Source organism: Lysobacter sp. P5_C4, from assembly GCF_054049695.1.
On the sequence record NZ_JBFULX010000004.1, the window covers coordinates 422,522 to 435,142 of the forward strand.

The 12,621-nt window shown below is 66.5% G+C and carries 10 protein-coding genes; 4 read left to right on the top strand and 6 right to left on the bottom strand.

The annotated features are described in order from the left end of the window. The first annotated feature begins 60 nt into the window (after positions 1 to 60). Together ACXJJ8_RS12340 and ACXJJ8_RS12345 are read left to right on the top strand one after the other, a co-directional pair. Positions 61 to 2,535 (top strand): acyl-CoA dehydrogenase, encoded by a 2,475-nt coding sequence (locus ACXJJ8_RS12340; RefSeq protein WP_499030450.1) that lies wholly within the window; start codon positions 61 to 63, stop codon positions 2,533 to 2,535. Beyond that, positions 2,492 to 3,013: a hotdog fold domain-containing protein gene (locus ACXJJ8_RS12345; protein ID WP_499030453.1), complete on the top strand. Its 522-nt coding sequence runs from the start codon at positions 2,492 to 2,494 to the stop codon at positions 3,011 to 3,013. The genes ACXJJ8_RS12340 and ACXJJ8_RS12345 overlap by 44 nt, the downstream gene beginning before the upstream one ends. On the opposite strand, the gene ACXJJ8_RS12350 is transcribed toward ACXJJ8_RS12345, so the two are convergent. The 3 genes from ACXJJ8_RS12350 to ACXJJ8_RS12360 are packed head-to-tail and all read right to left on the bottom strand — an operon-like array spanning position 2,982 to position 5,882. Further along, entirely contained in the window at positions 2,982 to 3,332 is a 351-nt protein-coding gene (locus ACXJJ8_RS12350; RefSeq protein WP_499030456.1) for a DUF1304 domain-containing protein, read from the bottom strand. The two genes, ACXJJ8_RS12345 and ACXJJ8_RS12350, sit on opposite strands and share 32 nt — an antisense overlap. Position 3,333: 1 nt before the next feature. Then, positions 3,334 to 4,560 (bottom strand): NAD-dependent epimerase/dehydratase family protein, encoded by a 1,227-nt coding sequence (locus ACXJJ8_RS12355; RefSeq protein WP_499030459.1) that lies wholly within the window; start codon positions 4,558 to 4,560, stop codon positions 3,334 to 3,336. Continuing rightward, a complete protein-coding gene (locus ACXJJ8_RS12360) occupies positions 4,557 to 5,882 on the bottom strand; it encodes an NTP/NDP exchange transporter (RefSeq protein WP_499030462.1) in 1,326 nt (441 codons plus the stop codon). Before ACXJJ8_RS12360 ends, ACXJJ8_RS12355 begins: the two co-directional genes overlap by 4 nt. A 49-nt stretch (positions 5,883 to 5,931) precedes the next feature. Here ACXJJ8_RS12360 and ACXJJ8_RS12365 point away from each other — a divergent pair, with 49 nt between their 5' ends. Beyond that, positions 5,932 to 7,563 carry a GMC family oxidoreductase gene (locus tag ACXJJ8_RS12365; protein ID WP_499030464.1) on the top strand — a complete coding sequence of 544 codons (1,632 nt, stop codon included), beginning with the start codon at positions 5,932 to 5,934 and terminating at the stop codon, positions 7,561 to 7,563. A gap of 57 nt (positions 7,564 to 7,620) precedes the next feature. Here the strand turns inward: ACXJJ8_RS12365 and ACXJJ8_RS12370 are convergent, their stop codons facing one another. Both ACXJJ8_RS12370 and ACXJJ8_RS12375 read right to left on the bottom strand, forming a co-directional pair. Beyond that, the gene (locus ACXJJ8_RS12370) at positions 7,621 to 9,531 is read right to left on the bottom strand and encodes a M48 family metallopeptidase (protein WP_499030466.1); all 1,911 of its coding nucleotides are present in this window, start codon (positions 9,529 to 9,531) and stop codon (positions 7,621 to 7,623) included. 22 nt (positions 9,532 to 9,553) lie between these two features. Then, positions 9,554 to 10,150, bottom strand: a complete 597-nt coding sequence (locus ACXJJ8_RS12375; protein ID WP_499030468.1) for a LemA family protein — start codon at positions 10,148 to 10,150, stop codon at positions 9,554 to 9,556. 83 nt (positions 10,151 to 10,233) lie between these two features. On the opposite strand from ACXJJ8_RS12375, the gene ACXJJ8_RS12380 reads away from it, so the two are divergent. Then, a complete protein-coding gene (locus tag ACXJJ8_RS12380; RefSeq protein ID WP_499030471.1) occupies positions 10,234 to 11,649 on the top strand; it encodes a serine hydrolase domain-containing protein in 1,416 nt (471 codons plus the stop codon). 130 nt (positions 11,650 to 11,779) lie between these two features. Here the strand turns inward: ACXJJ8_RS12380 and ACXJJ8_RS12385 are convergent, their stop codons facing one another. Next, the gene (locus tag ACXJJ8_RS12385; RefSeq protein ID WP_499030473.1) at positions 11,780 to 12,256 is read right to left on the bottom strand and encodes a hypothetical protein; all 477 of its coding nucleotides are present in this window, start codon (positions 12,254 to 12,256) and stop codon (positions 11,780 to 11,782) included. Positions 12,257 to 12,621 lie beyond the last annotated feature (365 nt).

Consider the following 12,621-nt stretch of genomic DNA (forward strand, 5'->3'; position numbering starts at 1 on the left):
CGGGCGCCGTCGTGATCAACCCTAGAAGTGTGGGCGCCCCTGCGTTCACCGGAGATCGAGATGAGCGTCGTCGTTCCTTTCCTCTTGTTGCTGCTCGCCGCGGGCTTCGCCGCCTACCACCGCATGCGCCTGGCGTACTGGGCGGCGATGACCGTGACCCTGCTGGTCGTGGCCTGGGTGCTCGGCGCAAACGCCAGCGCGACGATCGCCGCTGCCGTGCTCGTCGCCGCGATCGCGATCCCGCTGCTGGTGCCGGGCTTCCGCAAGGCGCGGATCACCACGCCCCTGCTCCACTTCTACACCAAGCTGCTGCCGCCGCTGTCGGACACCGAACGCACCGCGCTCGAAGCGGGCACCGTCGGCTTCGAAGGCCAGTTGTTCTCCGGCAAGCCGGACTGGGACCAGTTGCTGTCGCTTCCCAAGCCGCAACTCACCGCGGACGAGCAAGCCTTCCTTGACGGCCCGTGCGAAGAACTCTGCCGCATGACCGACGACTGGGACATCACGCACGTACGCGCCGACCTGCCGCCGGAGCTGTGGGACTACTGCAAGAAACACAAGTTCTTCGGACTCAACATCCCGAAGGAATACGGCGGCCTGGGTTTCTCGGCGCTGATGAACCACAAGGTCATCCAGAAGCTCGCATCGATCTCCACCGTCCTGTCTTCGACCGTCGGCGTGCCGAATTCGCTCGGCCCCGCCGAACTGCTGATGCATTACGGCACCGACGAACAGAAGCGCGACTATCTCCCGCGCCTGGCCGACGGCCGCGAAGTGCCCTGCTTCGCGCTGACCGGCCCGTTCGCGGGTTCGGATGCGACGTCGATTCCCGACTACGGCATCGTGTCGATGGGCGAATGGGCCGGCGCCAACGTGCTCGGCGTGCGCCTCACGCTCGACAAGCGCTACATCACGCTCGCGCCGGTCGCCACCCTGATCGGCGTGGCCTTCCGCATGTACGACCCCGAAGGCCTGCTCGGCGACAAGCGCGACATCGGCATCTCGCTCGCGCTGGTGCCGCGCGATACGCCCGGGCTGGAAATCGGCCGCCGCCATTTCCCGCTCAACTCGCCGTTCCAGAACGGGCCGATCCACGGCAAGGATGTCTTCGTGCCGCTGTCGCAGCTCATCGGCGGCGAAGACTACGCCGGGCAAGGCTGGCGCATGTTGATGGAGTGCCTGTCGATCGGCCGTTCGATCACCCTGCCCTCCACCGCCAGCGGCGGCGCGAAGAGTGCCGCGGTCGTCACCGGTGCGTACGCGCGCATCCGCAAGCAGTTCGGCTTGTCGGTCGGGCGTTTCGAAGGCGTCGAGGAAGCGCTCGCGCGCATCGGCGGCAAGGCCTACGCGATCAGCGCGCTCGCGCAGGCGACCGCCGCGGCCGTGGCGCGCGGCGAAAATCCCGCGGTGCCCTCGACGATCGCGAAGTACCACTGCACCAACATGGGCCGCGATGTCGTCGTCGATGCGATGGACGTGCACGGCGGCAAGGGCATCATCCTCGGCCCGCGCAACTATCTCGGCCGCGCGTGGCAGGCCACGCCGATCAGCATCACGGTGGAAGGCGCGAACATCATGACGCGCTCGCTGATGATCTTCGGCCAGGGCGCGATCCTCTGCCACCCGTGGGTGATGAAGGAAATGAAATCCGCGCAGTTGGCCGACCCGGTGGAGCGCATCGACAAGTTCGACGACGCCTTGTTCGGGCACATCGGCTTCGCGATTTCCAACGCCGTGCGCAGCCTGTGGTTCGGCCTGAGCGGCGCCAAGGTCGGCAAGGCCCCGGGCGACGATTACACGCGCCGTTTCTACCGCAAGCTCGATCGTTATTCCGCGGCGCTGGCGTTGATGGCCGATACGTCGATGTTGTTGCTCGGCGGCAAGCTGAAGTTCAAGGAATCGCTGTCGGGCCGCCTGGGCGACGTGTTGAGCCAGCTCTACATCGCCAGCAGCATGCTCAAGCGCTACGAGGATGAAGGGCGCCCGACGGGCGATCGTCCGTTGCTCGCGTGGGCCTTCCACGATTCGATCAACAAGATCGAAACGGCCTTGTCGGGCGCGCTGCGCAACTTCCCGATCCGTCCGATCGGCTGGTTGCTGTGGGCGCTGATCTTCCCGTGGGGCCGCCGCGCGCAGGCGCCGAGCGATCGCCTCGGCCACCAGGCCGCCTCGTTGCTGATGACGCCGTGCGATGCGCGCCAACGCCTGGCCGACGGCGTGTTCCTCACGCCGACCGCCAACAACCCGGCCGGACGCATCGACAGTTACCTGCCGAAGGTCGTGCTCGCCGAACCGGTGGAACGCAAGTTCCTCAAGGCGCTGAAGAACAGCGACATCCAGGCGATCGACTTCGCTTCCCAACTGGAAGAAGGCGTGCGCGAAGGATGGATTACCGCCGAGGAACGCAAGCAACTCGAGGAGCTGCGCGCGATGACGCTCGATGCGATCACCGTCGACGATTTCGAACCTTGGGAATTGCGTTCGGCAGGCTATGAACCGGCACACGGCGTGGACCATTCGCGCTTCGCCGCCTGAGGTGTCGGTCCTTGCGCTCTACCGCCGGTTCACGCGCTGGCCCGGCGGTCACTGGGTGTTCGCGCGCGCCGTCTGTTGGCGCGCGCCGTATTTCGCAAGCATCGCCCCGCGCATCGCGGTGCTGGAACCGGGCCGCTGCGAAGCGTCGATCGCGCACCGCCGCAAAGTCACCAACCATATCGGCACGGTGCATGCGATCGCGTTGTGCAACCTCGCGGAGTTCGCCGGCGGCCTGATGACCGACGTGTCGATCCCCGCGTCGATGCGCTGGATCCCGAAAGGCATGGCGGTCGAATACCTGGGAAAGGCAAAGGGCACGATGCGCGCGGTCGCAACGCCCGATGTCGTGCCGGTCGAAGCCACGCAGGGTTACGACCTGCCCGTCACCGTCGTCGTGACCGACCCCGGCGAGACACCGGTCTTCCGCGCGAAGATCACCATGTGGGTCAGTGCCAGGACACCAGCACCGCGGCCATGATCGCGGGAAAGGCCTGGATGAAGAAGATGCGCCTGTTCACCGTCGCCGCGCCGTACGCCCCGGCGATCACGACGAAGGCGAGGAACAACGACACGATCTCGCGCGACTGCACGCAAAGGCCGTAGATCAGGCCTGCGGCGAGAAACCCGTTGTAGAGGCCCTGGTTCGCGGCCAGCGTGCGCGAACGCTCCGCGAATTCCGGCGTCAATTTGAACGCGCGCAGGCCGATCGGCCTGGTCCACAGGAACATCTCCAGGACCAGGAACCACGCGTGGAGCAACGCGACAAGCGCGACGACGAGCATGGCGGGCAGCGACATGTCAGTGCTTCTTTTTCTTCGAAGAGGACTTTTTCGAAGACTTCTTCGACGACGATTTCTTCTTCGCCGGCGCCTTCGGCTGCGGCGGTTCGATCGACTTGTGCCACGCCTGCAGCACTTCGGCCTCGCGCGCCATCGACAGGCCGGCCTTCGGATTGGCGCGGCGCTCGCCCGGTAGCGCACGCCAGTAGGCGAGCGTGTCGGCGGTGGTTGCATCCAGCGTGCGATAGGTCAGTCCCGCCGCCTGCGCCTTCGCGCTGCTGACGCGGCCGAAGCCGGCGTACTCGCCCACCGGCGGGATCCACACCGGCATGTCCTGCCATGCGGAGACGTCGTGCTTCTCCAGGAATTCGGCAGGCACCCAGGTCACGGTCGATGTCTTCCCCGCAGCGCGCTGGCTCGCATCGAGCAGCTCGCCCATCGTCAACTTGCCCGCGGGCGCATCGGCGTTGAACGTGCCGAAGGTCTTCTGGTCCAGCACGTGCAACAGGAAATCCGCCAGATCGCGCACGTCGATGAACTGCGTGGGATCCATCGCCGTCCCCGGCGCCAGGATCTCCCCGCCGCGATCGGCGCGCGCGGGCCAGTACGTGAAGCGATCGGTGTTGTCGCCGGGCCCGACGATCAGGCCCGGCCGCACGACGGTGACCTTGCCGGGCATCTGTTTCAGTGCGGCCGCTTCGCACAGCGCCTTGAGGCCACCGTAGGTTTCGCCGGTGACTTCGGTGACGTTCGGATTGGCAAGCTGCGCAAGCGATGCACGCTCGTCCTGGTTCGGCGTGTCCATCTTCGCGTAGACGGAAATCGTCGAGACCAGCAGGTATTGGCCGACGCGATCGCCGAGCAGCCTGGTCGAGCGCGCGACATCGGCGGGAATGTAGGCGGAGGTATCGAGCACCGCGTCCCATTTGCGCTTGTTCTCCAGCGCCTTCAGGTCCGTCTTGCGATCGCCCTGCAGTTGCTCGATGTCGTCGTACTGGTCGCCGGCGAAGCGCTCGGGGTTGGTCTTGCCGCGATTGAACAGCGTGAGCTTGTGCCCTTTCGCGCGCGCGGCTTCGACGAAGTGCGGCCCCAGGAAACCGGTGCCGCCGAGCACGAGGATCGACAGCGGCTCGCCGGGCTTGCGTTGCGCCGGTTGCGCCGGCTTGCGGCGCGCAGCGAAGGCCGGCACGGCCGACAGGCTCGCCGCGGCGAGCGAGGCTTTGATGAAATCGCGGCGCGTTGTCATCGGCGTGTCTCTCCTTGCGGGGTCGCTCCGGGAAGTGTGCGCTGCAACTTCACGACGCGCCAAGCGCTGAAGATGAACACCAGCGTGGCGCCGATTCCCGCCGTGAAGACGATCTGCGAACCGAAGCCCGCCAGCCATTTGTGCAGCCAGGCCGTGGTGACGTCGCTGGTGCGGTACACGAAGGTATCGATGAAGGCCTTGGCCTTGTACCGCCATTCGCGCTGCACGCGCGTGTAGATCGTTTCGCGGCCGGGCTTGCCGAGCGCGAATTCGCTGCCGCGGGTGGTGACTTGCACGATGGCCACGAGCATCGGGAACGGCGATGCGGCCAGTGCGCAGAAGCCCAGCAGCACGGCGAACCCCGGGATGAGCAGCGCGGGCGCCACTCCGAACCGCCGCAGCAGCCAGCGCGTGAGCAGCAACTGCACGGTGATCGCGAACAGGTTGATGGCCAGGTCGATGTTCGCGAAGTAGCGCGTCGCGCCCGCTGCATCGGCGCCGAAGGCATGGCGCACGATCGCCGCCTGCTCGTTGTAGAGCAGCGTGCCGACCGCGACGCCGAAGAACATCAGCATCGCCAGCGCGCGCAACAACGGTTCCTGCCATACCAGGCGCAGGCCGGCCCAGACCGAGCCGCCCATCGCGCGTTCGCCGGTCGCCTCGCCGCGCGCCTGTTCGCGCCGCAGCGCCCACGGCCGCAGCTTGTAGATGCACAACAGGCACACGCACAGGAACCCGATCGACACGAGCATCAGGTTCGCCACGCCGACGCGTTCGGCCAATGTCCGCGTGATCGCAGGGCCCAGCAAGGCACCGACCGTTCCGCCCGCGCCGATGTAACCGTAGAAGCGTTTGGCGTGCGCGTCGTCGAACACGTCCGCCATGAAGCTCCAGAACACGGTGACGGCGAAGAGGTTGAACACCGCCGTCCACACGAAGAACGTCACGCCGCGGCCCGGCAATCCACGATGGAACGCGATGTAGAACGCCCCCAGGCACGCGATGAACACGCCATACACCGCGGGGAGGAACACGCGGCGCGGCCAACGTGCGACGAGCGCGCCATATAGCGGTTGCAGCGCGAGCATCACGAGGAAGGTGCCGGTGAACAACACCTGCAGCGTGAAGTCGCCGATCTCCAGGCCGCGCGTTTGCGCCCAGGCGACCCAGGCCTGCGGGAAAACGGCGATGGCGTCGCTGGATGCGCCCATCGCATCGCGCACCGGGCGGAGCACGTAGTAGCCCGTCAGGAGGCTGAAGAAGTAGAGAATCGACCACCACAACGGGGGCGATTCGCCGAGCGCGCCGCGGAAGCGATCCATCCCGAACGTTAGCCCAAAGCCCGCGCGGCTGGCTACCATGCCGGAGTACATGCTCCAGCGCCGCGGCCTATCGTCGGCGAACCACCTGACGGGACGGCTCGTGCACGCATTCGACTACATCATCATCGGCGCCGGCTCGGCCGGCTGCGTGCTCGCCAATCGCCTGTCCGCCGATCCGAACATGCGCGTGCTCCTGCTCGAAGCCGGCCCACGCGACTGGCATCCCTTCATCCACATGCCCGCCGGCCTGGCCAGGCTGGTCGACAAGAAGGGCGTGAACTGGGACTACGACACCGCGCCGGAAGCACAGCTCGACAACCGCACGTTGTGGTGGCCGCGCGGCAAGGTCCTGGGCGGTTCGAGTTCGATCAATGCGATGTGCTACACCCGCGGCCATGCACGCGATTACGACGACTGGGCAGCCCAGGGCGCGACCGGCTGGGATTGGAAATCGGTGCTGCCCTTCTTCAAGCGCAACGAAGGCAACCGCCGTGGTCGCGACGATTTCCATGGCGAACTCGGCCCGCTGGCGGTGTCGGACCTGCGTTACACCAATCCATTGTCGCAGGTGTTCATCGATGCGGCGGCGCAGGCCGGCTATCCGCGCAACCCCGATTTCAACGGCCGCGTGCAGGAAGGCGTCGGTTTCTACCAGGTGACGCAGAAGGATGGTGCCCGTTGTTCGGCGGCGGTGGCGTATCTGCAGCCGGTACGGCAGCGCAAGAATCTCGTCGTGCGCACCGGCGCGATGGTGTCTCGAATCACCTTCGACAACGGGCGCGCGAACGGCGTGACCTGCACCGTCAATGGCGCGGCGTTCCATTACGAATGCACGCGCGAAGTGTTGCTCTCCGGTGGTGCGATCAACTCGCCGCAGTTGCTGATGCTCTCCGGCATCGGCCCTGCCGCCGAGCTGCAGCAGCACGGCATCAAGGTCGTGCACGACGCGCCGAACGTCGGCGAGAACCTGCAGGACCACCTCGACATTTGCACGCTGCAGCATTCCACGCAGCCCATCACCTACGACCGCGCGAGCGACGCGAAGATCGCGTTCGACTATTTCCTGCGCGGCCACAACGGCCCCGGCAGCAGCAACATCGCCGAAGCCGGCGGGTTCCTGCGTTCGCCACTCGCACCCGACGACCGCCCCGACATCCAGTTGCACTTCGTGCCGGCGATGCTCGACGACCACGGCCGCCATCGCCTGCGCGGCGACGGGTACACGTTGCACGCGTGCTTCCTGCGTCCGCGCAGCCGCGGCCGCATTTCGATCGTCAGCCCGCGCGCGCACGACAAGGCGCGCATCGAGGCGAACTATCTCAGCGATCCGGAAGGCTTCGACCTGCGCATGATGGTCGAGTGCGCGAAGGCCGCGCGCGCGATCTTCAGACAGCCTGCATTCGATGCGTACCGTGGCGCACCGATTTTCCCGGCGCGCGAAGACCTGGACGACAAAGGCCTGGAAGCGTTCGTGCGTGCGAAGGCCGAGACGGTCTATCACCCGGTCGGCACGTGCCGGATGGGAAGCGACGATGCATCGGTCGTCGACACGCAATTGCGCGTGCGCGGCGTGGAAGGCTTGCGCGTGGTCGATGCGTCGGTGATGCCGACGTTGATCGGCGGCAACACGAACGCGCCGACGATGATGATCGCCGAGCGGGTTGTCGAGTTGATGCGGTAAAGCGCGCTTCGAAACCTGTCTGCGAACCTGGATCCCCGCTTCCGCGGGGATGACGAATCAAGACCGCTCCAACATCGGCGGCAACGGGCAATGCAGGCAGGCGCAGATCGTGCGCAGCAGCTCCGCTTCGCCGACGGTCACCTGGTTGTCGTGACCGATGGTGGCGACGAGCCCTTCGACCAGCGCCTGCTTCGCCAGCGGATCCAACGCATCGAGCGACGACCACACGGGGTCCAGCGCCAGCGCGCCTTCCTTGCGCGGGATGTAAGGCAGCGCGTCGTTCGGCAACACGCGCTGGATGCCCTGCAGATACGCGGCGCGTGCGTCGACCTCGCTTTCGTGCCCGCCTTGCGCGACGACGCACAACAGCGTCGCGATCTCGCTGCGCACGCCGCTCAACTTCGTGCGCCCGTAGCGCGCATGACGCGAAGGATCGAGCGACTCGCGCACCTGCACCTGCAACAGGCGGCCCAGGCAATATTCGAACAAGGACACGCGACCGTCGGCGTGGACGACGGCATCGGTGGTATCGAGGAACGCATCGAGCTCCGGCCGCGGACGCAGGCGCAGTACGGGGAATGCGATGGAAGCGACCGGCAGCCGCAACGCCGCATGCAACGACCGTAGATGTTGTTCGCGCAATTGCGCGGCCTCTTCGGCCATGGCCAGGCCCAGCCGAGCGGCGATCTCCTCGCGCTGCAGCGTGCGCACGCGCTTGTCATCGTCGAGCAGCAACCCGAGCAGCAGCGGCATCACCGCATCGCGTTGACCGGCGAGCGTGCGCACCGCGGCCGGAATCGTGTCGACGATCGCGTCGGCGCGCGCGTAATCCTCCGGCGAGGGCCGCGCGACCTGCGCGACGACCATCGGCGGCGTCACCGCGAGTTGCGACTGCTCCGGCGGCAGTCCGGCATTGCCCGCGGCGACCAGGCCCAGGTGCGCGTCTTCCTCCAGCCCGTTCGGCGGCACGTTCGACCATTGCTTCGACAGCGCGCGCATCTGCGCCTGCGTGAACTGCGGTTCCAGTTCCTGGATGCGTTCGATCAAGGGAGGATGCGTCGCGAACAACCCGTGGAAACCCACGCCATCGCCGAACAACATGTGGCTGACCTCCTCGGCGTCGTTGCGCTCGTTGAGGCGCGAGCCTTCGTCGAGGCCGCCGATCTTCTTCAGCGCGCCCGCAAGGCCCGTGGCCTGGCGCGTGAACTGCACGGCCGATGCGTCGGCGAGGCGTTCGCGCTGCCGGCTCACGCCGGCCTTGATCATGCGGCCGAAGAACAGACCGATGTAGCCGATGACCATCGCGACGAGCGCGGCGACGAGGATCGCCCCAGCGCCCTTGTTGCGACCGCCGAAACGTCCGTGTTCGAGGATTTTCCGACCGATCAGCCCGATCATCAGGATGCCGAACAGCACGCCCATCAGGCGAATGTTCAGACGCATGTCGCCGTTGAGGACATGGCTGAACTCGTGCGCGATCACGCCCTGCAACTCGTCGCGGTTCAAGCGATCGAGCGCGCCGCGCGTCACCGCGATCACCGCGTCGGACGGCGAGTAACCGGCGGCGAAGGCGTTGATCGCCGCTTCGTGTTCGAGCACGTAGATCTTCGGCACGGGCACGCCCGACGCGATCGCGATTTCCTCGACGACGTTGCGCAGGCGACGCAGGTTGAAGTCGGTGGTGTCCGATGCGATCGGCACGCCGCCCATCTGCAACGCCACCGTTTCGCCACCGCCGCGCAGGGAGGCGATGCGATACGCCGAACCCAGGCCGATCACCCCCAGCGTGAGCACGCTGCATACGAACAGCAGCGGCGCGGCGCTGCCGCCTTCGCGCGTGCCGACGCCATAAGCGAGCCACGCCGCGAAGTCCACCGCGCACACGATGCCGATCACCGCGAGTGCGAAGAGCACCACGAGGCGCGACGAGCTCCGGCGCGCCGCCGCCTGGCGTTCGAAAAAGTTCATGCGACGCGGCCCCGCGGTCGGGTCAGAACTGCACCTTCGGCGCGGCGCGGACCTGCGCCTGCTCCGCTGCAGGAATCTCGAGCAACGCCGCCGGCTGGAAATTGAACATGCCGGCGAAGATCGAGGACGGGAACACTTCGCGCCTGTTGTTGTAGCCCATCACCGAATCGTTGAAGGCCTGTCGCGCAAAGGCGACCTTGTTTTCGGTCGAGGTGAGTTCCTCGGTGAGCTGCATCATGTTCTGGTTGGCCTTGAGGTCCGGATAGGCCTCGGCCACCGCCATCAGGCGGCCCAGCGCACCATTGAGGAGGCCCTGCGAATTGGCGAGTTCCGCCATCGCCGCCGGATCACCGGGGCTGGCTTTCGCGGCCTGCAGCCCGTTCATCGCCGCGCCGCGGGCGGCGACCACCGCCTCCAGCGTCCCGCGCTCATGGGACAGATACCCCTTGACGGTCTCCACCAGGTTCGGGATCAGGTCGAAGCGGCGCTGGAGCTGCACGTCGATCTGCGCAAAGGCGTTCTTGAATGCGTTCCGGGCGGTGACCAACCCGTTGTAAATCCCGACTCCCCACATCACCAGCACGACCAGAAATGCGAGCAGGATCAGCAAAATCCACATCACTCTTCCCCTTGTTCATGCAAAGCGCGGAACTGGCGCTATGATCGGCCAGCAAATCGCAGCATACGCAGGGGGCAAGCCCGATGAAAGGCGCTGTCAATCGGGTTTCTGAGTCGCACGGGGCCACGCCTGGGTCCCACCGCGCCGGCCGAAAAGCCTGGCGTGCGGCCCTGATCGGCCTGTTGCTCCCGATCGCCGTCGGCTCGGCGCAGACGCCGGGTTCCGGTGCTCCGGCTCCGGCCGCCAAGCCGGCCACCGTCGTTCCCGCGCAGGCCGCCGTCGTCGGCGTGCAGCGCGCGTCGGTCCTCAATCCCAATCCGCTGCCCGTGGCGCAAGGCTTCGACGTGCGCCGGTTCGAGGACATGGCGCAGCAACTGGTCGCCGACCAGCGCATCCCCGGCATGGCGATGGCGATCGTGCAGGGCGGGCGCATCGTCTCGATGCGCGGCTACGGCATCACCGACACGCGCGCCGCCGAGCCGATCGATTCGCACACCGTCTTCCGCCTGGCCTCGCTGTCGAAGTCCTTCGCCGGCACGATGACCGGCCTGCTCGTCAACGACGGCGTGATCCGCTGGGACAGCCGCGTCAACGAATACCTCCCCGACTTCCACCTGCAGAGCGACTACGCGACGCAGCGCCTCACCGTCGCCGACGTGCTCAGCCATCGCGTGGGCCTGGTGCACAACACCTACGACCGCGACCTGGAAGGCAACCTCGATTACCGCTCGCTCACGCAGAAGCTCTCCAATGCGCCGAGCGCGTGCCTGCCCGGCGATTGCTACGGCTACCAGAACGTCGCCTTCAGCCTGATCGGCGACGTCGTGTTCGCGGCGACCGGCACGTTCTACCAACAGGAAGTCGAACGCCGCATCCTCAAGCCGCTCGGCATGAACGATGCGAGCCTCGGCCTGGAAGGCATCGAAGCCAGCCCGCGCTGGGCGAAGCCGCACGTGCGTGGCCGCGGCGGCTGGGTGTCGATCGAACCCAAGCCGAACTACTACCGCGTCGCGCCGGCTGCCGGCGTCAACGCCAGCATCTCCGACATGGCGCAGTGGATCCTCGCGCACGGCGGCCATCGTCCGGACGTGTTGCCGGCACCGTTGCTCGCGACGCTGCATGCGCCGCTCGTGGCGACGCCGGGCGAGTTGCGCGGCACGTGGCGCCGCCAGCGCCTGTCGTCGGCGAGCTACGCGATCGGTTGGCGCGTCTACGATTACGCCGGCCACCCGCTGGTCTTCCACGCCGGTGCGGTGCAGGGCTATCGCGGCATGATGGCGATGATGCCCGAGCGCGACCTGGGCGTCGTCATCCTCTGGAACAGCGAGAGCTCGCTGCCCTCCGGCCTGTTGCCGACGATCCTGGACAGTGCACTGGGTTTGCCGGCGCAACGCTGGCTGGATGTCGCACCGTTCGACGAAGGCCTGTACGCGAAGAACCAGGGGCCGACGGACGAAGCCGGTGCCGACGCTTCGACGGCGACCGCCGCGCCGCGCTAAGCAAGCCGCGCCAAGCTCGCCGCGCCAAATAAAAAGGGAACCCGAAGCGGTTCCCTTTTTGCTTCCCCAATAAAAAACCCCACCCCGCCTGGGCACGCGGGATGGGGCTGGATTACGGCTATCGGGTCAATTACATCATCGGCATGACGGGCGCCGGCATGTTCACCGGGGCCGACTTGCGCGAGGACTTGCGCGCCTTCTTCGCAGCAGGCTTCTTGGCGGCCTTCTTGGCAGCGCGCTTCTTGGTGGCCTTCTTCGCGGCCTTCTTCACGCCGGTCTTGCGAACGGCCTTCTTGGCAGTCTTGCGTGCGCCCTTCTTGGCAGCCTTGCGGACGCCCTTCTTGGCAGCGGACTTGCGGGCCGTCTTCTTGGCAGCCTTGCGCACGCCCTTCTTCGCAGCCGACTTGCGGGCCGTCTTCTTCGCAGCCTTGCGGACGCCGGTCTTCTTGGCGGCCTTGCGCACGGTCTTCTTGGCGGCCTTCTTTGCAGTCTTCTTGGCAGCCTTCTTCGCGCCGGCCTTGCGGGCCGTCTTCTTGGCCGCCGATTTACGGGCGGTCTTCTTCGTCGCCTTCTTGGCGGACTTCTTCGCAGCTTTCTTCATGGCCATGGGATGGCTCCTCGTCAGTGGACTTGCTTGGCTTTAGAACTGCCCAGTTCGAAGCGACGCCGCGGGAGTCGGACCCGCGACCAACCGCCGACGCGCCACGCGCGCCGGGACGGATTCGGAGAGCCGCGGCACCTGGTGCGCGGCAATAAAAAACCCGCGGCGCAGGGCGTCGCGGGTTCTCTTGAAAGATGTCGACTGCGATTTCGCGAAGGAAACGAAACCCGCGTCCACCGGTTTGTCGATCCGGGCGGAGGTTCGTGTTGTCTTGCGCGATGTCGTTTTGTCGTGACTCACTCGTTACCGCAGGGTGGCTGCTTGCGGCGAAACCTAATCACGGTTTTTTCCTGTGTCAACAACCCCCTACG